Source organism: Candidatus Binatia bacterium (assembly GCA_029248525.1).
Taxonomy (GTDB): Bacteria; Desulfobacterota; Binatia; order UBA12015; family UBA12015; genus UBA12015.
The window spans coordinates 272,192-296,211 of record JAQWJE010000039.1; the positions used below are offsets into that span (position 1 = coordinate 272,192).

24 protein-coding genes and 5 tRNA genes are annotated in these 24,020 nt (G+C 60.0%); 16 read left to right on the forward strand and 13 right to left on the reverse strand.

Annotated features, from left to right (window positions below; all coding sequences use genetic code 11):
- The first annotated feature begins 10 nt into the window (after positions 1 to 10).
- Both P8K07_09395 and P8K07_09400 read left to right on the forward strand, forming a co-directional pair.
- Positions 11 to 83, forward strand: a tRNA-Ala gene (locus P8K07_09395).
- Positions 84 to 303: 220 nt separating this feature from the next.
- Positions 304 to 1,875 carry an alpha/beta hydrolase domain-containing protein gene (locus P8K07_09400; GenBank protein MDG1958740.1) on the forward strand — a complete coding sequence of 524 codons (1,572 nt, stop codon included), beginning with the start codon at positions 304 to 306 and terminating at the stop codon, positions 1,873 to 1,875.
- Between the two features lie 30 nt (positions 1,876 to 1,905).
- Here the strand turns inward: P8K07_09400 and P8K07_09405 are convergent, their stop codons facing one another.
- Together P8K07_09405 and P8K07_09410 are read right to left on the reverse strand one after the other, a co-directional pair.
- Complete coding sequence (locus tag P8K07_09405) at positions 1,906 to 2,247, reverse strand: metalloregulator ArsR/SmtB family transcription factor (GenBank protein MDG1958741.1); 342 nt, start codon at positions 2,245 to 2,247, stop codon at positions 1,906 to 1,908.
- Positions 2,244 to 3,170 (reverse strand): cation diffusion facilitator family transporter, encoded by a 927-nt coding sequence (locus P8K07_09410; protein ID MDG1958742.1) that lies wholly within the window; start codon positions 3,168 to 3,170, stop codon positions 2,244 to 2,246. The genes P8K07_09405 and P8K07_09410 overlap by 4 nt, the downstream gene beginning before the upstream one ends.
- Positions 3,171 to 3,304: 134 nt before the next feature.
- Between P8K07_09410 and P8K07_09415 the strand changes: the two genes are divergently transcribed.
- Positions 3,305 to 5,065: a sulfatase gene (locus P8K07_09415; GenBank protein ID MDG1958743.1), complete on the forward strand. Its 1,761-nt coding sequence runs from the start codon at positions 3,305 to 3,307 to the stop codon at positions 5,063 to 5,065.
- Here the strand turns inward: P8K07_09415 and P8K07_09420 are convergent.
- Both P8K07_09420 and P8K07_09425 read right to left on the reverse strand, forming a co-directional pair.
- Entirely contained in the window at positions 5,062 to 5,877 is an 816-nt protein-coding gene (locus P8K07_09420; GenBank protein MDG1958744.1) for an enoyl-CoA hydratase/isomerase family protein, read from the reverse strand. The two genes, P8K07_09415 and P8K07_09420, sit on opposite strands and share 4 nt — an antisense overlap.
- Before the next feature lie 45 nt (positions 5,878 to 5,922).
- Entirely contained in the window at positions 5,923 to 6,840 is a 918-nt protein-coding gene (locus P8K07_09425; GenBank protein MDG1958745.1) for a TIGR03619 family F420-dependent LLM class oxidoreductase, read from the reverse strand.
- A 98-nt stretch (positions 6,841 to 6,938) separates the two neighbouring features.
- Between P8K07_09425 and P8K07_09430 the strand changes: the two genes are divergently transcribed.
- Genes P8K07_09430 through P8K07_09445 form a run of 4 tightly spaced genes read left to right on the forward strand, consistent with a single transcriptional unit; the run spans position 6,939 to position 10,573 of the window.
- On the forward strand, positions 6,939 to 8,384 hold the full coding sequence (locus P8K07_09430; GenBank protein MDG1958746.1) for an MATE family efflux transporter: 1,446 nt from the start codon (positions 6,939 to 6,941) through the stop codon (positions 8,382 to 8,384).
- Positions 8,381 to 8,788 (forward strand): DUF6491 family protein, encoded by a 408-nt coding sequence (locus tag P8K07_09435; protein ID MDG1958747.1) that lies wholly within the window; start codon positions 8,381 to 8,383, stop codon positions 8,786 to 8,788. The genes P8K07_09430 and P8K07_09435 overlap by 4 nt, the downstream gene beginning before the upstream one ends.
- Entirely contained in the window at positions 8,785 to 9,759 is a 975-nt protein-coding gene (locus P8K07_09440; protein MDG1958748.1) for a deoxyhypusine synthase family protein, read from the forward strand. Before P8K07_09435 ends, P8K07_09440 begins: the two co-directional genes overlap by 4 nt.
- Positions 9,760 to 9,775: 16 nt before the next feature.
- Positions 9,776 to 10,573, forward strand: a complete 798-nt coding sequence (locus P8K07_09445; protein MDG1958749.1) for an SDR family NAD(P)-dependent oxidoreductase — start codon at positions 9,776 to 9,778, stop codon at positions 10,571 to 10,573.
- A gap of 13 nt (positions 10,574 to 10,586) precedes the next feature.
- Here P8K07_09445 and P8K07_09450 read toward each other — a convergent pair whose 3' ends face one another.
- Positions 10,587 to 12,026 (reverse strand): M20/M25/M40 family metallo-hydrolase, encoded by a 1,440-nt coding sequence (locus tag P8K07_09450; protein ID MDG1958750.1) that lies wholly within the window; start codon positions 12,024 to 12,026, stop codon positions 10,587 to 10,589.
- Positions 12,027 to 12,099: 73 nt separating this feature from the next.
- On the opposite strand from P8K07_09450, the gene P8K07_09455 reads away from it, so the two are divergent.
- Positions 12,100 to 12,588, forward strand: coding sequence for a peroxiredoxin (locus P8K07_09455; protein MDG1958751.1), 489 nt, complete (start codon positions 12,100 to 12,102; stop codon positions 12,586 to 12,588).
- Here the strand turns inward: P8K07_09455 and P8K07_09460 are convergent.
- The 3 genes from P8K07_09460 to P8K07_09470 all read right to left on the reverse strand — a co-directional run bounded on the left by P8K07_09460 (position 12,585) and on the right by P8K07_09470 (position 13,421).
- A complete protein-coding gene (locus P8K07_09460; protein MDG1958752.1) occupies positions 12,585 to 13,019 on the reverse strand; it encodes an HIT family protein in 435 nt (144 codons plus the stop codon). The two genes, P8K07_09455 and P8K07_09460, sit on opposite strands and share 4 nt — an antisense overlap.
- Positions 13,020 to 13,255: 236 nt before the next feature.
- A tRNA-Glu gene (locus P8K07_09465) sits at positions 13,256 to 13,327 on the reverse strand.
- Between the two features lie 21 nt (positions 13,328 to 13,348).
- A tRNA-Gln gene (locus P8K07_09470) sits at positions 13,349 to 13,421 on the reverse strand.
- Between the two features lie 144 nt (positions 13,422 to 13,565).
- Between P8K07_09470 and P8K07_09475 the strand changes: the two genes are divergently transcribed.
- Positions 13,566 to 14,573 (forward strand): cupin-like domain-containing protein, encoded by a 1,008-nt coding sequence (locus tag P8K07_09475; GenBank protein ID MDG1958753.1) that lies wholly within the window; start codon positions 13,566 to 13,568, stop codon positions 14,571 to 14,573.
- Positions 14,574 to 14,600: 27 nt separating this feature from the next.
- Here P8K07_09475 and gltX read toward each other — a convergent pair whose 3' ends face one another.
- A complete protein-coding gene (gltX, locus tag P8K07_09480) occupies positions 14,601 to 16,007 on the reverse strand; it encodes a glutamate--tRNA ligase (GenBank protein ID MDG1958754.1) in 1,407 nt (468 codons plus the stop codon).
- An 87-nt stretch (positions 16,008 to 16,094) separates the two neighbouring features.
- On the opposite strand from gltX, the gene P8K07_09485 reads away from it, so the two are divergent.
- The 5 genes from P8K07_09485 (at position 16,095) to P8K07_09505 (ending at position 17,663) form a co-directional block, all read left to right on the forward strand.
- The gene (locus tag P8K07_09485; GenBank protein MDG1958755.1) at positions 16,095 to 16,484 is read left to right on the forward strand and encodes a response regulator; all 390 of its coding nucleotides are present in this window, start codon (positions 16,095 to 16,097) and stop codon (positions 16,482 to 16,484) included.
- Between the two features lie 202 nt (positions 16,485 to 16,686).
- Positions 16,687 to 16,760: transfer RNA gene (locus tag P8K07_09490), tRNA-Lys, on the forward strand.
- A gap of 12 nt (positions 16,761 to 16,772) precedes the next feature.
- Positions 16,773 to 17,171, forward strand: coding sequence for a CrcB family protein (locus P8K07_09495; protein MDG1958756.1), 399 nt, complete (start codon positions 16,773 to 16,775; stop codon positions 17,169 to 17,171).
- A complete protein-coding gene (locus tag P8K07_09500; protein ID MDG1958757.1) occupies positions 17,168 to 17,521 on the forward strand; it encodes a CrcB family protein in 354 nt (117 codons plus the stop codon). The genes P8K07_09495 and P8K07_09500 overlap by 4 nt, the downstream gene beginning before the upstream one ends.
- Positions 17,522 to 17,588: 67 nt before the next feature.
- Positions 17,589 to 17,663: transfer RNA gene (locus tag P8K07_09505), tRNA-Glu, on the forward strand.
- 75 nt (positions 17,664 to 17,738) lie between these two features.
- Here P8K07_09505 and P8K07_09510 read toward each other — a convergent pair.
- Together P8K07_09510 and P8K07_09515 are read right to left on the reverse strand one after the other, a co-directional pair.
- Positions 17,739 to 19,073: an NAD(P)-binding domain-containing protein gene (locus P8K07_09510; protein ID MDG1958758.1), complete on the reverse strand. Its 1,335-nt coding sequence runs from the start codon at positions 19,071 to 19,073 to the stop codon at positions 17,739 to 17,741.
- Positions 19,070 to 19,435, reverse strand: coding sequence for a TraR/DksA C4-type zinc finger protein (locus P8K07_09515; GenBank protein ID MDG1958759.1), 366 nt, complete (start codon positions 19,433 to 19,435; stop codon positions 19,070 to 19,072). Before P8K07_09515 ends, P8K07_09510 begins: the two co-directional genes overlap by 4 nt.
- An 80-nt stretch (positions 19,436 to 19,515) precedes the next feature.
- Here P8K07_09515 and P8K07_09520 point away from each other — a divergent pair, with 80 nt between their 5' ends.
- Together P8K07_09520 and P8K07_09525 are read left to right on the forward strand one after the other, a co-directional pair.
- Positions 19,516 to 20,316, forward strand: a complete 801-nt coding sequence (locus tag P8K07_09520) for an enoyl-CoA hydratase/isomerase family protein (protein ID MDG1958760.1) — start codon at positions 19,516 to 19,518, stop codon at positions 20,314 to 20,316.
- Positions 20,317 to 20,342: 26 nt separating this feature from the next.
- Complete coding sequence (locus tag P8K07_09525) at positions 20,343 to 21,335, forward strand: GDSL-type esterase/lipase family protein (GenBank protein ID MDG1958761.1); 993 nt, start codon at positions 20,343 to 20,345, stop codon at positions 21,333 to 21,335.
- On the opposite strand, the gene P8K07_09530 is transcribed toward P8K07_09525, so the two are convergent.
- Together P8K07_09530 and P8K07_09535 are read right to left on the reverse strand one after the other, a co-directional pair.
- Positions 21,332 to 22,486: an acetyl-CoA acetyltransferase gene (locus P8K07_09530; protein ID MDG1958762.1), complete on the reverse strand. Its 1,155-nt coding sequence runs from the start codon at positions 22,484 to 22,486 to the stop codon at positions 21,332 to 21,334. The two genes, P8K07_09525 and P8K07_09530, sit on opposite strands and share 4 nt — an antisense overlap.
- Positions 22,483 to 23,904 carry a zinc ribbon domain-containing protein gene (locus P8K07_09535; GenBank protein ID MDG1958763.1) on the reverse strand — a complete coding sequence of 474 codons (1,422 nt, stop codon included), beginning with the start codon at positions 23,902 to 23,904 and terminating at the stop codon, positions 22,483 to 22,485. Before P8K07_09535 ends, P8K07_09530 begins: the two co-directional genes overlap by 4 nt.
- Between the last annotated feature and the right edge of the window lie 116 nt (positions 23,905 to 24,020).

Consider the following 24,020-nt stretch of genomic DNA (forward strand, 5'->3'; position numbering starts at 1 on the left):
GACCCTGCTCGGGGCCGTAGCTCAGTTGGGAGAGCGCCTGGCTGGCAGCCAGGAGGTCAGGGGTTCGACCCCCCTCGGCTCCATTAAAAAAAACCTCTGCTTTGCAGAGGTTTTTTGTTTTTCAGGACTCGATTCCTCACAACCTTGCCTGGGGATCGCGCAGACGCTGATGCACATGTCCTGCAAAATGAAGGAACGGCCTGCAGGTGAATTGTCAAACGGGCCGCTCCGCAGTTAAACTCGGCGCAGACGGGCCTGAATTAGCGAGTCGAGTGCCAGGCGGTCGCCTCGGGAGACGTGCAAATGAACGAACGCAAAAGGGCCAACATGCGCGGAAGTGCGCTCCCGGTTTCCATCGTCAGTTTGGCGATCCTTCTGTCGACGGCCGGATGTGGCGGCGGTGGTGGCGAGGGTGCCCCGAACCGGGTCGAACCGGCGAACCCCACGATCGAAGGACCGATCACCGGTGGCGGCGGCGACGATTGCTGCACGATTCTCGGGGGGGCGGTTGATTTACGGACTCAGGGGTATACCCCGGGACGCCCCTTTTTTGCTGACGTAATCTTCGATCCTGCCGAGGTTGGCTACGAGCAGAAAGAATACTTCATGTCCGGCACGGCGAGTTCTTATACGAGCGCCCGAGAACTGTCCGTCGACGGGCTATGGAACGTGACGGAGAGCGCGCAAGCGGACTATCGGACTCGAATCGTCGTGTACCGGCCCATCGACCCCAAGGAGTTCAATGGCACCGTCGTGATGGAATGGTTCAATGTCTCCGGCGGTATCGACGCGGGTCCCGACTGGCTGCAGACCCAGACCGAGCTTCGTCGCTCCGGATACGCTTATGTGGGAGTGTCGGCGCAATCCGTTGGTGTGGAAGGCGGCGGCGGGGCTTTCGATATCTCCCTCAAGGTCGTTGATCCTGTCCGTTACGGGTCGCTTAGTCATCCCGGCGACGATTTCGCTTACGATATTTTCTCACAGGCCGCGCAGGCTGTGCGAAGGCCGCGCGGTATGGACCCGCTGGGCGGACTGAGAGTCAAGCGCATCATCGCTGTCGGACAATCACAGTCGGCATACACTCTGGTCACCTACTTCAACGCGGTGCAGCCGAAGTTCGAGATTTTCGATGCTTTTCTGATTCATAGCCGGGGAGCGGATGCCCGGGCCCTCGCTCTGACAAACGAGATTTATCCGCCGACGCCCACCCTGCTGCGGGAGGATCTGCGCACGCCGGTGATCACCCTGCAGGGCGAAACCGATCTGTTCCGTCTGGGTTCCATAAGAGTGCGGCAGCCGGATACCGATTACCTTTTCCTGTGGGAGGTGGCCGGGTCGGCGCATTCGGACATCTACACCACCTTGAAATCGCCCCGCGACCGGGGTGGCGATGCCAGCACGGCAGACGTAATCGAAGAAGCTCGGGTCCGCCCACCTTTTATCGAGTGCGAATTCCCTGCCAATGACGGTCCCATGCATTGGGTTGCCAAGGCAGCAATCCACGCGTTGGACCAGGCCGTCCGCAACAAGAGAGCCATTCCGACCGCACCGCGTCTGGGGACTATTTTGCGATCGAGTGAATTCATCCTCGATGATTTCGGAAATGTGCGAGGCGGAGTCCGCACGCCCCATGTGGAGGCGCCGGTGGCGATCTTGAGTGGCGAAGGCCAAGTTGGCTCGGCCTTCTGCGACCTTTTCGGTCGCACGACGCTCTTCGGACCGGAACAACTGCGAGAACTCTATCCAACGCGGGAATCCTACGTGAGCGCGATCGAAGCGAGCACGGACGATGCGGTCGCGCAGGGGTTTCTGCTGGAGGCCGATGGCGAGTTGATCAAGCAGCGCGCGACCGAGGTGAATATCGGGGGATCCTGAACCGGGAACCTGTACCGAAGGGAAACTTCGCTAGGAGGATTCTTGCGCGCGGCTCAGCGCATCTTCTACAAGGTGGGACACATAGTCGTCCGAAAGATCGTAAATGATATGGCGGCCCGAGCGAGTGGCGCTCACGAGCTCGGCGTCGCGCAACACCCGCAACTGATGCGAGAGCGCGCTCTGTTCCGTGCCGGAAATTTCTTGGAGACGCCCTACAGGAAGCGCCCCCTCACGGACAAGTGCGTAAAGGACAGCGAGTCGCGTGGGGTGGGCGATCGCACCCAAGATCGTTGCGGTGCGCGTCAGTGCCTGAGGCGAAGGCCATGCCGAACTCCGCACACAACTCCGCTCCGATCGAATTTTGCGATTCATCCGGACTTCCTCTCCATAGACCAGACCTGTTCTACGCTTGAACAGCCATCGTCGAATTCGGTTTGCACTGTCATTTGCGTGATTCCGAACTGACCGGTGAGCATCGCCTGCACGCTCCTTCGGATCTGGTCGGCGTCACTCCCGTCCGGAATCCGCAAATGCACGGAAAGGATCGTTTCCCGTCCATCGAGTGACCAGAGATGTAAATCGTGCACGTCTTCGATTCCGTCCAGGCTCCGCAAAGCCTGAAGCACCTCGTCGGCTGGTTGGGTCACCGGCGTGAATTGCAGCAAGATCCCACCGGTCTCACGAAGAAGGCGCCAGGAACTCGTAGCCACGATCCCGGCGATCAGAAGCGCGATCAAAGGGTCCGCTATCGGGACGCCGTAGGATAGGAATATACCCGCAATTACCGCGCCGACAGATCCAAGTGCATCCGCCAACATATGCAGAAGAGCGCCGCGAACGTTGAGGTTCTCCCGATCCGATTGAAAGAGTTTCCACGCGCTGCCCAAATTGATCATGAGACCAACCGTACCGACCAGAATCACGGGCCACGCCTCGACGGCCTGCAGCGGTGCGTTGAGTCGGCCGACAGCCTCCACCACCAGAAAAATGCAGGCACCCATAAGAGCAAGCGCGTTGACAAAAGCACCGAGAGTTTCGGCACCGACAAGGCCGTAGGTGCGCGATGCCGTCGCCGCCGAGCGTGAGAGTCGCCGCATCATGTAGGCAAGTGCCAGGGCGGCCACGTCGCCAATCATATGTACCGCGTCCGAAAGAAGAGCCAGGGAACCTGTCCACCACCCGGCTGCGGCTTCGAGCACCAAAAAGCCGCCATTCAGCACAAACGCCCAACCCAGAGCTCGATCGACGGCATCATGGTGCCCATGGTGGTGTCCGTGATGGTGATCGTGGCCCATCAGATGGAGATATCTTCATATGAAGGATTCGTCAAATGAGGCTGGCACACACGCCGTGACCTTGATTTGCAGTCGACTCTTGTGGACCATGCAGCGATGCGGAAAATGGTGCGTTCCCGGATGGGCGGAACTCTATGAGAGCTCTGATTCGCGCGGCTCGCAGCCTTGAGGCTGTTGTCGGGGCGTCTCTGCTGCTGGCGTTGGCGGGTTGTAGCCGCTCGGAACCTCTGGAGCGAGCTTTCTCTGTTCAGCACGAACGCCCCAACATCCTTCTCCTGATGGCGGAGGATATGAGTCCCCGAGTGGGCGCGTTTGGCGACCCCGTCGCGCGCACCCCACATCTGGACGAGTTGGCGGGCCAAGGGACGCGGTTTCCCAATACGTTCACAACCGCTGGTGTCTGTTCGCCGAGCCGCGCCGCCCAGATTACCGGCGTTCATCAGAACACGCTCGGCGCAGGGCATATGCGCACCGCCAGCTACCCTGAGGGTGCGTACGCCGCGGTTCCTCCCCCCTGGGTCAAAGCGTACCCCGAGCTCCTTCGGGCCGCCGGATATTATACCTTCAACTCCGGAAAGACCGACTACCAGCTGGCCTCCCGAATATGGACGGACGACAGTCCGCGGACCATTTGGGACGAGAGTAGCCCGTTCGGCGCCCCGGATTGGCGCTCTGCGCCGCCGGACAAACCATTCTTCGGTCTGATCAACTTCCAGACCACACACGAAAGCGGCCTCTTCCCGAAATTCTTCTGGCCGGAAAACCTTGCCCACGCCGCTCTAATGGTCGGCAATCTGCTCGGTAGGCGCGCGCCCGAGGCGTTGACGGACCCCGACGGTGTCATTCTACCGCCAATCTATCCCGATACGGAAATGGTGCGAGGAACAGTTGCTCGACAATATGATAATATCCACTTGATGGACCAGGAGGTGGGCGTGGTCCTCGACCAACTGGCGAGGGACGGGCTCGAATCATCTACCATCGTGATCTGGACCACCGACCACGGCTCGGGCTTGCCTGGGGCTAAAAGAGAACTGACGGATGCCGGGATTCGGGTTCCGATGATCATTCGCTGGCCGGAACGCTTCCGACCAGTCGGGACCAGTCCGGGCCAGATTGAGGAACGCATGATCAGCTTTGTCGATTTGGCCCCGACGATCCTCGCGATGGCGGGCGTCGCGGCCCCGGACTGGATGGTCGGGCAGATCTTCTCCGGAGCCCGTGCGGCGCCTCCGCGCGAGTTCGTCTTTGCTGCGCGGGACCGACTGGACGAGTTTCCGGACCGCTCCCGGGCCGTGCGCTCGAGCGAATACAAGCTCATCCGAAACTGGCAGCCGGATTTGCCGGCGGCTTTTGATCTGGAATTTAGGCGCGGTGTGCCCATGATGGGAGAGTGGCGCGATGCCTTTGCGGCTGGGGACCTCAACCCCGCTCAGGCCAAATTTTTTGAACCTCGGGGGCCAGAGGAACTCTACGATCTTTCCACGGACCCCTGGGAAACTCGGAATCTCGCGAACGACCCTCGATATGCCGGGGCCCGCGAGTCCCTAAGCCAGGCCTTGGACGAGTGGTTGGCCAGTAGCGAAGACCTTGGAATGATCCCCGAGTCCCGACTCGTCGAACGGTTTGCGACAAATGGCGAACCGAACATTACCTTGCCGCCCCGGCTCGAACTGCAGCGTGCGAAGGGCGGTTGGAGGGCTACGATCACACATACGGATCCCAATGTTTCGCTGGGAATTCGCCGTTCGGGCGGAACCAGGGCCGACCAGTGGCAACTCTACACCGCCCCGATTCTGGTCGGGGAGGGCGAGACTGTCACAGCTTTCGCGGTGCGCTACGGATGGTTGGAAAGTCCAAAAATCGAAAAATCTACGGGCCAGGCGTCCGGTTAGCGCTTTTTCCATTCGACGCGCTGGCCGGAACTGAAGAATTTCTGGCCCTCGGCAAGGTTTTCGGGGTTCCAGCCCAAGGCAAGGAACGCATTCCCGTTCGCTAGAGCCTGACTGCGCGTCATATCCCTCGTTGCCCATGCCGTCCGCACGGTCCCCTGAACTGCCTCGCGAGGCCTGGCGGCAATCGTTTCCGCAATCCAGCGGGCCCGATCTTCCAGTTCATCAGCGCCACAGACTTCGCTGACGAGCCCGATCCGATGGGCGGTTTCGGCGCTCAGCCTCTCGTGTGCCCCCAGCAGCTGCATTCGCAGAAGTTCACCGAAGGGCATCTTCTGCGCCATATGGATCGTTTCGTAACTGGCCACCATCCCGTAGGTGACGTGCGGATCAAAGAAGGTCGCGTCATCAGAGCAGATCATGATGTCGACCTCACCGAGCATGTAGAAAGCTCCGCCGCAGGCGATTCCTCGAACAGCACCGATCACCGGCTTCCACAAATCGTTTGCTTTCGGCCCAAGTGCTGCGCCCGGATCGTCGAAGTGCATCAGGGTGTCCGCAGGAGAGCCCCCCTCATGTTCACCCGCGTCATCTGCGATCGCTTCGGATCGATCAATGCCGGTGCAGAAAGCGCGGTCGCCGGCCGCGCAGAGAATTGCTGCCCCAACAGAATCATCGTCGCGCAACCGCCGCCAGATCTGCGAGAGCTCGAGTTGCATCTGGTCATTGAACGAGTTCATCTTCTCGGGGCGGTTCAAGCGCACCCACGCAACTCCGTTTTCGACGCGATAATCAATCGTTTCATATTCACTCATAGCGGGTTCCTTTGGAGGCAAACAGAAGTAGTTACCGTGATCTTTTCAACCGGGTTCGATCTTGTCGATGACCTCGGTGCCAAATTTGTGAATCGAGTCGATGTAGCCGGCGCGCGTTTGATCCGGAAATCCCATCGCCAACCAATCGACACCAAGGGATCCCAGGAGCAGGCTTCGATCGAGCATCTCATTGCCGGACCGCGAAGATCCCCCCATCCCCTCGAGTGAGTAGCCGATCTGCAGCGGGGCTTCGCGTCCCTGCGCACGCGCGTAGGATTGGGCATACTGCAGTCCCTCAACAAGGTCTTCATCCGTCTCCAAAGCAGGCGTCCGGGTAAAACGTGCCATAGCCTTCGTGTTTGGAAAGGGGAGCCAACCCTCGCAGGAGTCAACCGCGCGTCGAATCGCCGGGCGGGAGTTTCCACCCATCCAGAGCGGAGGGTGCGGGCGCTGCAGCGGGAGGGGCCGCATCGTATTTCCTCTTGCATGAAAGCTTGAGCCAACAAACTCGACGTCTTCCTCACTGAGTGCGAGCTTGAGCGCCGTGATCGTCTCCTCTGCCAAAGCGCCTCGCCCTTCGAAGGTCGCGCCGAGAGCATCGAACTCGCCTCGGAGATAGCCTGCGCCAACCCCCACGGTCAGACGCCCACGCGATAGAAGATCCAGCGATAAAATCGATTTGGCGAGGAGAAAGGGGTTGCGATATCCCAACACCAGAATGTGCGTCTGAAGGCGGAGCGTTGTTGTCGCTGCGGCGGCAAACGAGAGCGTCACGAACGGATCGAGTGCATGATGGCCTCCGCCATCCAACCAGCGTTGCACCGGAAACGGGTGGTCCGTCACATAACAGGAGGCGAAGCCGGCGGCCTCGGCTGCCCGAGCAATCTCGGCGACTCCCTCCGGAGTAAGAAATTCCTCCGCAGCATCCACGCGGTCAGTTGGGATTGCTACACCAAAACGCACCCGTCTCTCATATTCCAACACCCACCCGAACGCCAATCACCGACATTTCCGCCGTGCGGATGGGGGTCGGTGTTTCCCGTGCTATCAATACTTGGACGATGAAGGCCGACGCATCAAAAGAGCCGCGCGGGCGCCTCAAGACCCTCTTGGGGCGAGACCATCGCGAGGGTTCACTGCTGGTCTCGATGCTGGTGCTCGCGTTGCCGATGATCGTGGGGAGCGTCGGGGTCGGCGCGTTGTACCCGATCATTGATCTCAGCTTTCTGGTTCAACTTGGTGATCAGAGCATGGCTTCTGTCGTTATTGTGAACCAGACCGTTTGGCAGTTGGTGATCATGGGCTTCATGGGCCTGAACTTCGCGACCCAGTCGCACGTCTCGCAATGGATTGGAGCCGGCCAGCCCCGTCAGGCGGAGGAGGTCGCAGGACAAGCCCTCTTGTTGGCTGGATTGCTGGGCATCTTGATCGCAATCGTCGGAGGCCTGGCGCCGCGGTCCCTTCTGATTCTCAGCGGCGCCGATGTTTCTTTCTTTCCACTCGCGCTGCCTTACCTGCAATGGCTCTTCGTCCTCTCTGCGGGCTTTGGCGGAGTGTTTGTATTTCGCGCGATCCTGACTGGCGCCGGGGATACCACGACCCCTCTGCTGGTTTCGGTGGTGCAGGTAACGGTCTCGCTCGTTTCGGAATGGATTTTCATCTTTGGACATTTCGGAGCACCCGAATTGGGTGTCCGGGGTGTGGCCCTGGGAATGGGTCTGGGCCAAATCACCGGGGCGGGACTTGGCATGTTTCTCCTTTTCCGCGGCACGAAACGTGTTCGACTACGCCTTGCGGACCTCCGCCCTCGACCGTCGATTTTGCTCAAGCTGTTGCGTTCGGCATGGCCACCCGCAGTTCAGATGATCGGGATGGTGGTTTCGGCATTTTTCTACCTCCGTCTCGCAAAGCCTTTTGGCACGGAGGTCCAGACCGCCTATACGATCGGCCTTCGTCTGGGCATGATCATTCCGCAGTTTTCATTCCCGCTGGCAACCGCATGCGCTACGCTTGTCGGACAAGCTCTAGGTAACGGGGATGTGCCCCGTGCATGGCGGGCGATGCGTACCGGGATTCTGGTGCATGGTGGCTTATTATGGTCGTTTGCGGCGATTCTCTTCGTCTTCCGCTTTGATATTTTGGGACTGGTGACTTCGGACCCCGAGGTGATTCGTATCGGATCGGAATACCTTGCCTTCTCGGCCGCAGGCTACGTGATCATGGGCATCGGGATGGTTCTGATGCGGGCGCTGCAGGGCGCAGGCGATTTCATGGTGCCCATGGCCATTTCGCTCGCCAGCACCTTTCTGGTCAATCTTCCGTCGGCTTATGCACTCTCCCGCTGGACCGACCTGGGCCCGACAGGGATCTGGTGCGGTGGGCTTTTCGGTGGCCTCTTCACGCTGATCGCGACGGGTGCCTGGGTGGCCACAGGTCGCTGGACACGCCGCGGAAGCGTTATCCGGCACGAAAGCTCCTCAAACGATCAGGCGGGAAGGTCGGGGTGAGCATTCCGGGGCGCATATCAGTTTGGCTGTGGTGTCTGGTCCTTTTGGCGATTGCGGGTTGCGCAACGCCTCGCAACTTGGTTCGACGTCCACAGTTGGAACTTCCGCAGCCGACCGGGCAATGCATCGCCACCGCGAAGATTCGAGATTTTCGAGCCAAAGGCGTCAAGGAATTACGCGTGCGCACGGAGGAGAACGATTGGCAATACCTGCTGGTGCTGGATCGCGAATGTCCCAACCTCGCGGACGCCCAGCGGATCGGCTGGACCTCCCAGCGAGGCAAGATCTGTGACTATCGACATGATGCCATTCTGGTCGATGGCGAGCGGTGTGCGATTGGCCGAATTGAAGATTATGCTGCAGGCGCGGCCGCGGACCGAACGACCGAAAGCGCAGTCCCATGAATAGTCCCATAAAAACATTTCTTGAGCGACACTACCGGCACTTCAACGCAGCCACGCTGATCGACGCATCTCGGGGTTGGCTCGATCTGCTCGAATCCGGGGGGCAGATGTTCCTGACGCTCGGAGGCGCGATGAGCACTGCCGAATTGGGGATCTCGCTTGCAGAGCTCATCCGTGAGGAGAAAGTGCACGGGATCTGTTGCACCGGCGCGAACCTCGAGGAGGACCTCTACAATCTGGTCGCCCACGACCACTACGAGAGGATCCCGAACTATCGCGAACTCTCCCCCGAAGAGGAGGCTAAACTGCTCTCGCGACACCTCAATCGGGTGACCGATACATGCATCCCCGAAGAAGAGGCCATGCGTCGTTTGGAGTCCGCGGTTCTGGAGGACTGGCAAGCGGCCGATCTCTCGGGTCAGCGTTTTTTTCCTCACGAATTCCTCTATCGACTTCTACGCTCCGGAAAGCTCGCATCGGCCTACCAGATCGATCCGCAGGATAGTTGGATGGTTGCCGCTGCCGAGAAAAATTTGCCGATGTTCGTCCCCGGTTGGGAGGACTCCACCATGGGCAATATGTTCGCCGCTCAATGCATTCGAGGTGCGGTCAAGAATCCGTCTATCGTTCGTTCCGGGATCGAATATATGATGGTCCTTGCTGAATGGTACGAGGAGACCACGACGACACATCCGCTCGGGTTCTTTCAGATTGGCGGCGGGATTTCAGGGGATTTCCCAATCTGTGTCGTGCCGATGCTGAGTCAGGACCTCGGTCGCACGGAGGTGCCGCTATGGGCCTACTTCTGCCAGATCTCCGACTCCACCACGAGCTATGGGTCCTACTCGGGTGCTGTCCCCAACGAGAAGATCACTTGGGGCAAGCTGGGCGTTTCGACGCCCAAATTCGTCATTGAATCGGATGCGACAATCGTCGCGCCGCTGGTCTTCGCCATGGTGCTTGGCAAGTAAACGCAGGGAGAAAGCTATGAGTCGTCTTCAAGGAAAAGTCGCATTGATCACAGGGGCCGCGTCGGGAATCGGCGCAGCATGTTCGGAACGATTCGCTCAGGAAGGCGCCACGATTGTTGGCTGTGACCTCCAGAGCGACGGACTGGAGAACTGGCAGGCGGCGACCAAGGTGGCGCCTGCCTCGAGTTTTCAAGGTGGGCTTGATGTTCGTGAGGAAGCTGTGGTTTCAGCTTGGGTGAAATCGGCGCAAGAGAAATTCGGACGCATTGATATCCTGGTCAATGCGGCGGGCGTGGCAGGCGGCGGTCCTGTTCATATGATGGATCTCGAAGAGTGGAATCGAGTTATCGATATCAACCTCACCGGAACCTTTCTCGCCTCCAAGCATGTTCTCCCGACGATGCTGGAGCAGGAGTCGGGGAGCATTATCCATATCGCCAGCGTCGAGGGACTCGAGGGCAATGAGGGCGGCTCTTCCTACAATGCTTCCAAGGGCGGTGTGGTGATTCTGATGAAGAATATGGCGATGGATTATGGTCGCAAGGGCATCCGCGTAAATGCCATTTGTCCCGGATTTATCGACACCCCGTTGCTGCGCGAGGTGATGTCGATGCCGGGACTCGAGGAGCACGGCGAGAAAGTCCGCCAACAGCACCAGCTCGGACGATTCGGGCGTCCCGAGGAGATCGCAGGTGCTGCGTTCTTCCTCGCTTCCGACGATTCCTCGTTTGTAACAGGCCAGGCCCTCGCCGTGGATGGCGGGTACACCGCAGGCAAGCGTTACGGCCTGTCGGCGATGATGGGGCTTGAATAGCAGGCCCCGGAGATCATCCCGGGTCCGAACCGCTGTCAGAATCGAGAATTAATTGGCGATAGAAGCGCGCCATCTCGACGAGGTTCTCCACCGCGATTCGTTCGTTGGTACCATGGATGCGAGCCAGATCGTCGGGGCCCAATCGCATGGGGCCGAAGCGGAGACTGGCGTCGGCCAGTCGGACATAGTGGCGGGTATCTGTGCCGCCCACCACCAGACCCGGAATGACGAGCACCCCGGGGAAGGTCTCCTCAATCGCGTTCGAGACCAGCTGGTATCCCGCGCTCTCGAGTGCCGCGACAGGACTGGCCTCGTTCGCGTTCCCGATCCGCAGGATCTCGATTTCCGGATCGTCAATAACCTCGCGAAGATGGGCCTCGACGTCGGCCACCGTATCGCCGGGGCGCAGGCGGAAATTCACTACCGCCTGCGCTTTCTGCGGCAGCACGTTTTCCTTGGTTCCGGCGTTCATCATCGTCACCGCGGTCGTGGTGCGCACCTGCGCGGATAATGCGGGAGTCGCATTGTAGCTTTGCAGAATCAGGGCCTCGGACAATGGCAGCGCCCCGATTGCGAGCCTTGTGGTGGTATCGAGATGGGGTGCGAGGGCTTCGAGCATCGCGCGCGCGGGGCCATCGATCTCTCCAGGCATCGGCGAGCTTTCAACAGCGACGATCGCCCGTGCCAGACGCCCCGCAGCAGTGCTTCGCGGGGGCATGGATGAGTGTCCGCCCGCGCCACGACTGGTGAGTTCAAAGGTGACGTAGCCCTTCTCGGCAATACCGATGATGGCGGCGGGGCGCTCGAGGCCCGGCATGATATCGGAGACAATGACGTTACCTTCGTCCAGAGTGAAGAGGAAACGAACGGATCTGGCCTCCAGAGATGCGGCCATCACGGCGGCCCCTGCGTGGCCGCCGACTTCCTCGTCGGCTCCGAAAGCCAGATAGACAGTTCGCTCGGGGACGAACCCGTTGGCAAGCAATCCTTCGACCGCCGTCAGCGTGGCGATCACAGTGGTCTTGCAATCCAGAGTCCCACGCCCCCAGACATAGCCTTGTGCGATCTCACCGGAAAAAGGCGGGAAGACCCAATCGGATTCCGTTCCGGCCTCCACAGGCACGACGTCTATGTGGCCAAGGAGAAGATAGGGCAACTTCTTGCGGTCTCGGCCGGGCCACTCCAGCAAAAGCGAACCACCGGGAAAGGCCTGCACCTCAAGCCGGGAGAACGTCAATGGAAAGGAGTTTCGCAGGAGGGCTTCGACGGCATCGAAATTCGTTGCAGGCGAGCCCGTGACGCTGGGAATGCGGACAGCGGCCGAAAGCGTTTTGGCGAGCCTATCGGAGTCGACCTTCGCGAGGGGCTGGCGCCGTTCCACCGACGGGCGCACCGGAGCCGCGCAGCTTGCCCATAAAAGACCGATGATCATCAGAAAGCATGTGTGACGCATGGTACTCTTTCTTTTCATCTTTCTTGAGCGCCGCAAACCGCTGGGCTAAGACGATCCTGAGGAGATTCAGAAAATGCCGATTAAAGAAGGTGAAACGATTCCCGCAGTTGGTTTGGTCGAGATGGTGGAGGGCGCACCGACACCCGTGCAATCGACAGAACTTGGTGCCGGCCGGAAGATTGTGATCTTTGCCGTGCCGGGTGCTTTCACGCCGACCTGCTCGGCGAAGCATGTCCCCGGGTTCTTGAAGAATACAGCGGCCCTGCGCGCCAAGGGCGTCGAAGAGATCGTGTGTGTCTCCGTCAACGACGCTTTTGTGATGAATGCCTGGGGCGAAGCCCAGGGCGTCGGCAGCGACATCCGAATGGTTGCGGACGGCAATGGAGACCTCGCCTCGGCGTTGGGCCTTGAGATGGACGGCTCCAAGTTCGGGATGGGAACGCGATCGCAACGTTTTGCAATGATTCTGCAGGACAATCGGGTGGAGAAGCTTCTGGTCGAATCGGGACCCGGACTCTCGGCTTCCAGCGCAGAAAGCGTCCTCGAACACCTCGCGGGCTAAGCGCCGGTCGGACCCGAGAGTCGCTGCCGAAGACGTTCGGCAATTTCGGGAAGCGGATTGGGATCTTTGGCGAATCCGGGGAAGGCCGAGTGGAGGCTACCGGCACCATCGCCGGCAAACCGCGGCACCACATGCAGATGCACGTGGGGCACTGTCTGCCCGGTCTCGGCGCCATTATTGATCCCCATGGTGGTGCCGGCGGCGCCGAATTCGCGACAGAGCGCTGCCGAGACGCGACTGGCGACCTGCATCAAGGCCCCAGCGGTTTGCTCGGGAAGTTCCTCGACGATCCGCGCATGCATCTTGGGAATCACCAGGACGTGCCCGTCCGCCAGGGGCATGACGTCGAGAAACGCGAGAATCTCATCCGTTTCCGCGACTACCTCGCCGGGGATCTCGCCAGCAACAATTCGGCAAAAGATACAATCCATGGGCGCTCCATATGGGGCCGGGGCGTTACCGTCAAACGGGGACGAGCACGGTGCCTGAACCTGGCGGCGAGCGGCCGAAGTGCATTGAGACGGGAGTCGGCAGACGAGGGATTCGTATCCGCGACAGGCGCGGGTGCCTGTTGGCCTGGTCCGCTATCGGGTTTCCGAGCGGCAACCTACTGGGCCGGGGGGCCACGATCTCGACCCGACAATGCTCCGGGCCGAGAATCGGAATATGACCCCAGGGGGACTTGAACCCCCGTTTCCGGCGTGAGAGGCCGGCGTCCTAACCACTAGACGATGGGGCCGCGATCAATTCCGTTCAAGAGCTGGGGTGGTAGGACTCGAACCTACAATCGACGGAATCAGAATCCGTTGCCTTACCAATTTGGCCACACCCCATCTTCGTAAAACCCTCCGGGAAAGCGACCAGATCCCGGGGAATACCCCGTTTTGAGTAGCGAACCATCGCGCCCGCCGCAATCGGGGAAGGGACCGTTTGGGGTGGCGCGAGCGGTTCCAAGGGCTAGAACGCACCCTGTGCCCATGCAAGTTCGAAGAATTCCAGCCCCTCGCAGCCTTGCCGGTCTCGAGGACCTCGTGGCCACGGGGGAGCCTGCGGTCTTTCCGCAGGAAACCGTTTATAACGAACTGAGCGAGGCCGGTCGTCAGGAACCGGCAAGGCTTCTGCAACTTCTCCAACAACGGGCTGGCGATCGTAAGTTGAGCGTGGCCGAGATTCCGGCCGAGGCTGACGGCTTGCTCACGCATACTGGACGCGGCGGTCTTGCCGCGGCGTGGACGCCCGTAGAAGCGTCGCTCGACGATGTTCTCGGACGCATGCTCGCCGATCCCGTGGATGTCGCTCGTGTGCTGATCCACGGCGCCCCCGTGGACGAAGTGCTGCCAGAGCTCGCGACACTCATGCGTCTCCCGATTCTGCCGGAGGTTGCAGGGCGTTTATGGTTGGGAACCGCCCGCGGGATCGATCTCAGTTTCGATGCGTTTGAGTCCCTTCGTTGGCTCTTCCTCGGAAGCATGAGAGTCTATCTCTTCCCGCCCTCTGTAGGGCCCGAGATGCAGATAGGCGCTCTCGAGGGATCCCATCTCAACACTCCGATTTCCCGGCTGGATCCCGAATCGAGCTCATCCGCTCTGCCGCCGGGCGGGCTCGTTGTGGATCTCGTGCCCGGTGAGGTGCTTTTTGTGCCGACTTATTGGTGGCATTGCTTCCGAACGGCTCGGGCCTTCGGTTTGATCAACCACTCATGGACCGATCTCGACGGTCGGGCTGCAAAGGCAGCCCACGCGACGTTCTGGCAGGCCGTTCTTGCCATCCGCGAACTACCCGAGGCACACCGCGCGCATTACGGTCGGCTTTTGGATGCGATCGTTTTCCGGAGAGGCGGGGATCCCTACCAGCACCTTGCGGCGGAGGAACAAGGTCTCGCTGGCGCTCCTAACGAGGAGCGGCGACTTGAGCTCAGGCGGCGGGCGCTTCATGAAGCGGCCCGCATGGCCCGTGAAGCACTCCGCGATGGTGAGCAGAGCTAGCGCTCCCTCAGTCCAGCGCGAATCCTCTCAACCCTGATAGCCAGCCGCATTCTGCAACCGCTGCAGGGAACGCTCCCGACCGAGGATCTCCAGGACGTCGAAAATACCCGGGCTCACGGTGCCGCCGGTCATCGCAACCCGAACTGGCTGCGCGAGTTGACCCAGTTTGATCCCCTTGCGCTGTACCAGATCGAGAAAACTCATTTCGAGGTCGTCGGGCGTCCACGACGCCAACTCCGTCAACTGTACCGCCAGTTCCGCCAGCAAGGCGGTACTCTCGTCGGTCAGGTGCTTGCGGGCTGCCTTTTCCTGATATTCGATTTGGTCATCGATAAAATAAGTGCAGCTATCCGCGAGTTCACGTAAATTACGCGCCCGCTCCTGAAAGACCTGCACCATCTTCGCCTGCCAGACGGTATCTCCGGGAAGGGTGCGGCCCTCGCCCGCGAGGAACTCGCGAAGGTCGCCGGCTAGTTGATCCGCGTCGCGGTTTTTCAAGTATTCGAAGTTCAACCAATCCAGTTTTTCCAAATCGAAGACGCCTGGTGACTGCCCGATATCCTCGAGGCGAAAGAGAGAGACCATTTCCTCGCGGGTGAAAATCTCCTGATCACCGTGGGACCACCCAAGGCGGGCGAGAAAGTTCATCAGCGCGTCCGGGAAATAGCCCTCGGCTCGGTAGCTCAGGACATCTGTGGCTCCGTGACGCTTGGAAAGGCGCCCCTTGTCTTTGCCCAATACCTGCGGAAGGTGCGCGAATTTCGGGAGCTCGGCACCGAGCGCGAGATAGATATGAATTTGCTTGGTGGTGTTGTTGAGATGATCATCGCCCCGAATTACGTGCGAGATCTGCATCTCGATATCATCGACCGTGACGACCAGCTGATACGTCGGGGTGCCGTCGGAGCGAGCGATCACAAAATCGTCGATCTCCGCGTTGCGGACGACGATCGGCCCCTTGACCAGATCCTCGACGGTGACTTCGCCCTCCACCGGCGCCGCAAACCGAATCGTGGCCGGTCGTTCTGCGAGCGGCCCCGGGCCAAAACCCGGGCGACAATGGCGGTTATAGGCAAAGCCCTTGCCGGCGGCTTTGGCGGCAGCTCTCTGTTCTTCGAGTTCCTCGGTGGTGCAAGTGCATCGATAGGCGTGGCCATTGGCCAGAAGCTTCTCCAACGCCGCTGCGTAGACATCCGAGCGTTCGGATTGGTAGTAGGGGCCCTCATCCGGGGAGAGACCGAGCCAATCCATGGCAGCGATGATTCCCTCGGTGAATTCAGGTCGAGAGCGCTTTTGGTCCGTATCTTCAATCCGAAGAACAAAGGTGCCCCCGTTGGCCTTGGCGTGCAGCCAACTGAAGAGGGCGGTCCTGACGCCACCGACATGCAGCATACCGGTAGGGCTCGGGGCGAAACGAGTTCGAACGACTTTCACATAGGAGGACTAGCAAAAGCCACCAATGCCTGCCATTCTCTTAGGTGTTTCCCCCTAGCCGCGGATTTGGCCGGATGGAGTAGAAAAATGTCGCTAAAACGAATTTTGGTAGTCGAAGATAACGAAGACAACCGCCGCATCCTCCTTTACAGACTCAAGAAAATCTCCGAGTTCGAGATTGTCGAAGCGTCCAATGGCGAGGAAGCCGTTGCTGCTGTTCAGGCCTCGGCGCCCGATTTGATCTTCATGGATCTGAAAATGCCCGTGATGGACGGCTGGGAGGCCACCCGGAGAATTCGCGCCCTTCCGGATGGTGCATCCATCCCGATCATCGCACTCACGGCGCAAGCCATGGCCGGGGACGAGCAGAAAGCTCTTGCGAACGGCTGCAATGACTACCTCGCCAAACCGGTAGTCGACCCCGAGCTCGTGCGGGAAAAGATATCCCGATACTTGCCTCTGCCACCGGCAGGCTGATTGCGGTCACAGACTCACTGTCATCGAGGACAACCGGGCGGAACCCCCGTTGTCGTTGCCGCGACAGGAATCCTCCCAACTTATCTCTTGAAAAGCATGCGACGAAATTCCCGGAACAACCCCCGCTGGTTGCGCTCACTAGTTGGTGCGCACTCCCTTTCCCCTCGCCACATCAGTCGTTATAGGCTGGGAGACCTCTGTTGGGCCGCTAGCTCAGTTGGTTAGAGCATTCGCCTTTTAAGCGAAGGGTCCTGGGTTCGATTCCCAGGCGGCCCATTTATTTTCCCCATGCAAACGCGAGGCAAGCAACTTCTCTCGGTCGGTGCGGGCGGGGCTACAGGAGCCCTGGTCCGGGAGCTGTTGGGTCATGTCGACGGTATGCCCCCCGAGATCGGCATCCTGTTTGCCAACATGCTCGGCTGTGGTCTGATTGGCTTGGTGCTGCATATTGAGCACCGCTTGCACCCGCATGTTCGGGAATTCAATGCAGCCGGTTTCTGTGGAGGGTTGACCACGGTTTCCGGTTGGAGTCTTGTGCTCGTTCGATACCTGGCCGCCGACGAATTTGGTCAGGCGACCTTTTTCGCCGTGATCGGACTGGTCTCCGGGATTGTCGCACTTCTAGTCGGGAGACTCCTGGCGGCCGGGATCGAGAGTGTTTTCCTGCAACTCGGGAGGCAGCCTTGAGCCTCGATATTTTCGCAGCGGTCGTCTGCGGCGGTTTCCTCGCTTCGATCCTCCGATTTCGCTGGACCGAGAGTGAAACCCCATTCCCCCGGTACACCCTGTCTGCCAATATCGTCGGCTCCTTCGCGATGGGCCTCATCCTGACGGGCTGGGAACCCACGGGGTTCTGGCGGGGCCTGTGGATCACGGGTTTTTGCGGGACGCTGACCACTTTCTCGGCCTTCGCCTGGCAGACCGTGGCTCTGGCGGAAAGGCGGCACCTCCTGCAGGCTTTGGGTTACCTCATCCTGACGACTGTCCTTTCGGTCCTCGGGGGATGGGGCGGCGTCCTTCTGGGACGTCAGCTCTAGGTGAATCTGATTCGATACTTGCAGCGGGGGCTGTCACAAAGTAACCCTACCTCCGGACACGGTTTCTGACCCCGTCGTCTAGCTTGGCCAAGGACACCAGCCTTTCACGCTGGTAACACGGGTTCAAATCCCGTCGGGGTCGTTTTCGTGTCCTTTTCGCGCCTCCGTACCCGAACGATCGAGCCTGCGGAGCCGAGACCCCGGATTTCGCTCCGGCTTACGGCTGTCGGCGGCGGCGACCACCGCGGCGCCGCTCGCGGCCGAGATCCCAGACGTATTTGTTGAAATCAATTTGCATTCGGTGTCGGGCGGAATCGTAAAAGTGGCCGAGGTACTGCCGTTCCTCCCGAACGATGGTCGCTTCCATTTCGGACCTTAAGGGGAGCGCGTAATTCCCGGCCAGATAATCGCCGATCAGCTTCATCTGCTGTTCTGCCAGGTTGACCAGCGTAGGCAGCGGTTGGGCCAGTCCGAGAAATAGGAGGCTCGGCAAACCCGGGCTCCAGATGCGCTTGAAGAGAGGAAGATAGTTGTCTTCCGGGCGAATCAGATCTTCGCTCAAAAACGGAAAGCTGACGTCGTAGCCCGTCGCATAGATGATGGCGTCTACCTCCTCGGAAGTGCCGTCGGCGAATTCCACCCCGTGGGCCGAAAGCCGGCGAATATCGGGCCGTGGCAGGATATCGCCGCAACCAACCCGGGTCAGGAATTCGCCCGAGACCGAGGGGTGGGCGTCGAGGGGTTCATGGTCAGGCTTTTGGAGCCCGTAATCCTCCATGCGTCCGAGCACTCGTTTCAGTAATGGTCTGGCGATCATCCGCTGCAGGCGCAAGGGGATCCAACCGGGCATGGTGGCCTTGTCCGCAACTCGGCCGTGAATATATTTCGGCAGGATCCAGACGCCACGTCGCGCCGAGACCCAAAGCCGCCCGGCTACCGATCGCTGCGACAATTCGGATGCAATGTCCATCGCGGAGTTTCCCATGCCCACCACGACGATTCGTTTCCCCTGCAGATTTTCGGGCGTTGACGGGTTCAAATACGAATGCGCGTGCATCTGAATGCCTTCGAAAGTTTCCTGTCCTTCGAATTCCGGCATCCGGGGCTTCCAATGATGACCGTTGCTGACCAACACGGCATCGTATTCTCGAGTTTGTTCCGATCCATCCGGGCAGCGGATACGAACCGCCCAGCGATCCTCCGGAAGCGGCGCCACCTCCTGAACGCAAGTCTCGAACTCTATTTTGGAGCGTAAACCGAAATGGTCCACGTAGGCGTTGAAATATTCGAAGATTTCAGAGTGGTGGGGAAAGTCGGGCAAGTGTTCCGGAATCGGAAAATCGGCAAACGCCATCCGGTGTTTTGAAGTGTCGATATGAAGCGACTCGTAACACGCCGAGTGGCCATTCGAATTTTTGTAGGCCCAGTTCCCGCCGATGACGTCGGACATCTCGAGAATATCGAAGGACAGGCCACGGTCCTGAAGCGCCTTTGCTGCCGTGAACCCGGAACATCCCGCCCCGATGATACAGCAATGAGGGTCCGTTCTCATCGCTTCCCTCCCTGGCACTCGACGCAAAGTGGCGCTTCCGGGTAGGCAGAGAGCCGCTGATAACCAACCGGCTCCTCGCAACTTCCGCACATCCCGTACGTACCGGCCTCGACCGCACGACATGCCTGTCGCGTGAGTTCGAGGCGCAGACGCAACTTCTCTCTGGTCGCCTGAGCCATCGCCTGCTGCTGCAGCGCATCCATGCGTGAGAGTCTGCCTACCGAGCTTTGGTCCAGCTCGACCGGCCGCACGAAGTTGCCGCCGCGATCCAGTTGGTCTTCGAGCCCGCTAATTTGGCTCTCGAGCGCATCTCGCAATTCGGCGAATTGCGTCGGCGTCAACTCCGCTGGTTCCTCGACCACTCATGATGTCTACCATAAAAAACTTCCTCATCGATGGGAACGATTCGCCCGCGCGGAGGAGAATTGTTAGATGCCCTTGTATGGAAAATCCCGAACCAGCCGTGAAGTTGGATATCGTCGAGCAGATCGCCACGATCACGCTCAACCGTCCCGAGAATCGCAACAGCATGACGCCGGATGTCCTCGAGGCACTCGCGGAGGTCATCACACGAGTGCGCGACGACCGGGAAGTCCGCTGCGTGATCATTACCGGAGAAGGACGCAGTTTTTGTGCGGGGGCCGATTTCAAATCGGTCGGCGGCGCCTGGGATGGTGAAGGTGAGTTTCAGACGCGCAACGAGCGATCTTTCGCGATGTACCAGCCTTTCCTTTCCTTGCTTGAGGTGGAAGTCCCGGTGATTGCGGCCATGCAGGGGCATGCCATCGGTGGCGGGCTCGGACTTGCGGTTGTCTGCGACATTCGCGTCGCTGCCCAAGACTCCCGATACGGCGTGAACTTCGTGCGACTGGGGCTGCATCCGGGGATGGCAACGACCTGGATCCTGCCGCGACTCATGGGCATGCCGCGTGCAGTGGAGCTGCTTCTGACAGGGCGGATTATCAGCGGTACCGAAGCCGCTGAGGCCGGCCTCGTGAACTATGCGGTCCCGGCAGCCGAGGTCCTTACGCGCGCTCGGGAACTTGCAAAAGAAATTGCCGCAGCAGCACCATTGGCGGTCCGTTGGACCAAGCAAACGATCTATCAAGGCCAGCAGTGGGACCCACCCACAGCCGCGCGCTACGAGGCACACGCACAATCGCGCACCTTTGAAACAGAGGACTTCCGGGAGGGAGTTGCCGCGATGTTGGAGAAACGGACGCCCCGGTTCAAGGGACGTTGAGAAGGCTCGCAAAAGCTTTTCTGCTGGTGTTTCTGCTTGGACTGAGCATCGAAGTAGCGGTGCGAATCAGCGGACATGCGGGTCCGTTTGTGACCGATCCAGCTTTTCATGCCCGGCCCGGCGCATCCTATTGGCAATACCGCGCCGACCGTCAATTCACGGTCTACGGGCCAACCGACCTTCGCACTGGACCTCTGGGCGAGCGAAGGCACGGACCCCGGGGACCGAAAACGGGTCCGCTCGTGGCCGTTTTTGGAGATTCCTTCACGTTCGGCCAGGCGGTTGCAGACCACGAGACCTGGCCTGCCCAATTGGAGGCGGCACTGCGTCCTCGCTTTCCCGGCGTCCGGGTTATGAACTTCGGTGTTCAGGGCCACTCCCTCCGCATGATCGTTGCGCATGCACAGGAGCGATTGCAGACGATTCGCCCGGCGTTGGTCGTGCTGGCGTTCATCGGGGATGACCTCGATCCGGGTCGAGAGCAAAAACATGTCGATCGCTTCGGCTATCTGGCGCGCGGCGGCCCCGATCAGCCGATCGACCGAACATCTGAATTATTAAGGGCAATAGCTCGACAATCGCATGGCCTGTTGTGGTTCAAGCACTGGCTGATGCGAGTCGTCCCGTCGAGCGAGAACCCGGAGCCCAGCGCTCTCATCGCCACCGTGGAGACCCGAGAGCAGCCTGTCGCCGTGCTGCCTGCGAATTTACCGGTCTTGATCGAAAGCCTCGCCGACACGCCCTTGATTCTCGCAGAGCTGGACCTTGCCGAAACGAAGAAGAGTCGATGGCTTCGCCGCGAGCTGGAGCGGAGGCTTCCCGAAGTGTCGTTGGTTTATATGCCGCCGAATTTCAGCTCTGCACCGGATTCCGTATGGCGGGTTCCGGGCGACGGCCATCCTTCTGGACCAGCCCATGCCATTTACGCCTCGACGCTGGTACCGGCGGTCTCGCAGGCCCTCGAAAAACCGGCGGCGGCCGACGCGCTCATCGGCACTGCCCCCGGGAAGACGCCCTAGGGCATCCCCAGAATCGCGATGCCGCAGGTCGTCGGTGGGCCACCGATATTATGACTCAGGGCAGTAGTGGCATTCTTGATCTGGCGCTGCTCGGCTTTGCCCTGCAGCTGCTTCACATTCTCGTAAATCATCCGGATTCCGGTTGCGCCGGTCGGGTGCCCGAAGGTCTTGAGACCACCATCGGTATTCACCGGAAGCTCCCCTCCGAGCTCGAAGGTGCCGCTCGCGACATGATCCTTGGCCGAGCCTTTTTCGCAAAGACCCAGGTCTTCGTAGGAGAGCATCTCGGTAAGAGTGAAACAGTCGTGCAGTTGGACGACGTCGATCTCCTTGAACGGATCCGAGATCCCCGCCATCGCATAGGCGTCCTGAGCCGCGATCTGGGTCGGTTTCCAGCCGAGGAAATCAAAGTTCGGGTCGCGCTGCGGGTGCTCGCTGCAAGCTACCGTGACCGCCTTGACCAAAACATGGTCATCACGAACTTGCTTGGCGAGATCGGCCCGGGTCAGGATCACGGCTGAGGCGCCATCGGATTGAGCCGCGCAATCAAACAGTCCGAAGGGCCAGGAAATGATCCTCGCCTTCAAAACATCTTCGACGGTGATCTCCTTTTTCAGCATGCTTTTGGGAGCCAGCGTCCCATTATGATGATTTTTGACGGCGATCTTCGCGAGATCCTCGCGTCCTGCACCATAGGTTTCGAAATAGCGCGCCGCGCACAGGCTGAACCAGCCGGCAGGCGTTGCCGGAAGGCCACGAACTTTGTCGAAGCTCACAGACGGCCCGGAGACTCCACGATCCTTGGGCTTGTCGAAGCCGACCACCAGGACCTTGTCGTAGACGCCCGCCGCAATCGCGAAAACGCCGAATCGAAAGGCATCGGTGCCCGTCTGGCAGTAGTCGGAGACCACGGAGATCGGCTTGCCGAAAATCTTGAGGGCTTCGGCGATCTCCGCGCTGCCGTCGCGGGGATAGACAGCTCCTGCGAAAATCGCATCGATCTCGTCCTGAGGACTCTCGATGCCGGCATCGGCGTACGCCTCGTAGCACGCATCGACAATCATATCTTCGCGCGATTTGTCCCAGTTCTCCCCGAACTGGCAGCAGCCCGCACCCACAATTGCGACCTTGTCGCGTAATGATTCACTCATGATACGTCTCCAGCGCTGAAGGGCAGGGCCTTCCAGAAATAATTGGGCTTACCGCCCGCATCGTGAATCTTGCGGAAAGTAAATTTGACCGGCAAGTCGAGTTTCACGTCGGCCGGCTCGGTATCAGCCATTTGCACTTGAATCCGACAACCGTCGACCTCGGTGATCACAACGATCGTCGGGGGCTCTGCTTTCGGGAAAAAGAAATCAAAGGTGTAGCTCAAAACAACGCCTGTCCGATCCGAGAGACGAACACGCTCGAAGGTGTCCTTCGAGCGGCAGGAGTAGCAGACACGTTGCTTCGGGAAGTGGATCTGGCCACAAGCCGTGCACCTCTCCCCAACGAACCCGATATCAGCGTCGCGCTCCCGGTATCGAATCGTTGCCGAGAGCCCGAGATCCTTGCCCGTTTCCCACTCGCCGGCAGCCAGGCCTCTGGACTTCAGATAGGAATCGTAACTCTTGAGTGGGCGGCGACGGTCGAGATGGCCGGACACCCCAAGCCGTGGAGCCAGGCTCTCAATCGCTTTCTGGACCTCGAAGGCCATTGCGTGCGCACCATCTCCGTATGCCGCGGTGAGCAGGCGGTCCCCGGAGCGTGCTCGCTCGAGCGAAGCCGCCAGCAGCATCATGCCATATGCAGCGCCGGTATTTCCGACGCGCCCGATAAGAAGATCCTGCACTTGCTCGCGTCCCAGCCCAAGCCCCTTCATGACCCCGCCAATACTTCGGGCGTCGGGAGCGACGATGGCCGCGGACGCGAAGTCCCCGATACCGTGGCCGGTTTTTTCGAGCAATGCGCTCAGGACCTCGATCATGGCTGGTGTGTAGCCCTCCTGGATGATGAACCGGTCCTCCCATGCGTGGGTAAAGTTCTCGCCGTCACCGCGCCAATAATCCTGAAACTCGTTGGCAACACTATGGGCGCCATCGAGTTTGGCGATCACGTCGGTGCCGCTGACCAGAAAGGCGGCGGCTCCGTCGCCCAATTTGGCTTCGAGAGCGCCCCGGGGACTTCCCATCCGACAGTCCGCCGCAACCACCAATACGTTGTGCGCGGCGCCTGAGCTGACCGCATGGATCGCGTTCTCGAGCGCGGTGCTGCCGCAGCGCAGCGACCCGGATACGTCCTGAGTCTGAACGTCGCGTTTGAGGTCCAGGGCGCGGGCGACCACAGTGGCGGCCTGTTTTTCGCGCTGAGCGTAGCTGGTCGAGGCGAAAACAAGCGCATCCACGTCGTTCCGGTCGATCTCGCCGAGACAGTCGATTCCCGCGGCCACGGCCATCGTGACGACATCTTCATCATCTCCAGCGACCGCTTTCTCTGGTCCGCCGTCTTTCGCTGCTCGGCCCTGAATCAAGGCAAGAGGTAGGCGGGTCCTCGGGATATAGGCGCCATAGGCTCTGATTCCACTCATCCGTTCAAATTCTCCTCTCGTGGCACCCAAGGGTGCCCGTGTATCTTTCCCTAGCAGGAGGCTCACGCGCAAACGACTCACGGGCAAAGCATCGCAACCGGCGCCCAGTTCCCGTA

Bases quoted from the DNA above. Each gene is read 5' to 3' on its own strand.
- P8K07_09460 (MDG1958752.1), bottom strand. From the start codon at position 13,019: ATGGATTGTATCTTTTGCCGAATTGTTGCTGGCGAGATCCCCGGCGAG.
- P8K07_09520 (MDG1958760.1), top strand. From the start codon at position 19,516: ATGGAAAATCCCGAACCAGCCGTGAAGTTGGATATCGTCGAGCAGATC.
- P8K07_09475 (MDG1958753.1), top strand. From the start codon at position 13,566: ATGCAAGTTCGAAGAATTCCAGCCCCTCGCAGCCTTGCCGGTCTCGAG.
- P8K07_09455 (MDG1958751.1), top strand. From the start codon at position 12,100: ATGCCGATTAAAGAAGGTGAAACGATTCCCGCAGTTGGTTTGGTCGAG.
- P8K07_09410 (MDG1958742.1), bottom strand. From the start codon at position 3,170: ATGGGCCACGATCACCATCACGGACACCACCATGGGCACCATGATGCC.
- P8K07_09495 (MDG1958756.1), top strand. From the start codon at position 16,773: ATGCAAACGCGAGGCAAGCAACTTCTCTCGGTCGGTGCGGGCGGGGCT.
- P8K07_09405 (MDG1958741.1), bottom strand. From the start codon at position 2,247: ATGAATCGCAAAATTCGATCGGAGCGGAGTTGTGTGCGGAGTTCGGCA.
- P8K07_09535 (MDG1958763.1), bottom strand. From the start codon at position 23,904: ATGAGTGGAATCAGAGCCTATGGCGCCTATATCCCGAGGACCCGCCTA.
- P8K07_09440 (MDG1958748.1), top strand. From the start codon at position 8,785: ATGAATAGTCCCATAAAAACATTTCTTGAGCGACACTACCGGCACTTC.
- P8K07_09420 (MDG1958744.1), bottom strand. From the start codon at position 5,877: ATGAGTGAATATGAAACGATTGATTATCGCGTCGAAAACGGAGTTGCG.
- P8K07_09450 (MDG1958750.1), bottom strand. From the start codon at position 12,026: ATGCGTCACACATGCTTTCTGATGATCATCGGTCTTTTATGGGCAAGC.
- P8K07_09430 (MDG1958746.1), top strand. From the start codon at position 6,939: ATGAAGGCCGACGCATCAAAAGAGCCGCGCGGGCGCCTCAAGACCCTC.
- P8K07_09445 (MDG1958749.1), top strand. From the start codon at position 9,776: ATGAGTCGTCTTCAAGGAAAAGTCGCATTGATCACAGGGGCCGCGTCG.
- P8K07_09530 (MDG1958762.1), bottom strand. From the start codon at position 22,486: ATGAGTGAATCATTACGCGACAAGGTCGCAATTGTGGGTGCGGGCTGC.
- P8K07_09510 (MDG1958758.1), bottom strand. From the start codon at position 19,073: ATGAGAACGGACCCTCATTGCTGTATCATCGGGGCGGGATGTTCCGGG.
- P8K07_09400 (MDG1958740.1), top strand. From the start codon at position 304: ATGAACGAACGCAAAAGGGCCAACATGCGCGGAAGTGCGCTCCCGGTT.
- P8K07_09415 (MDG1958743.1), top strand. From the start codon at position 3,305: ATGAGAGCTCTGATTCGCGCGGCTCGCAGCCTTGAGGCTGTTGTCGGG.
- P8K07_09485 (MDG1958755.1), top strand. From the start codon at position 16,095: ATGTCGCTAAAACGAATTTTGGTAGTCGAAGATAACGAAGACAACCGC.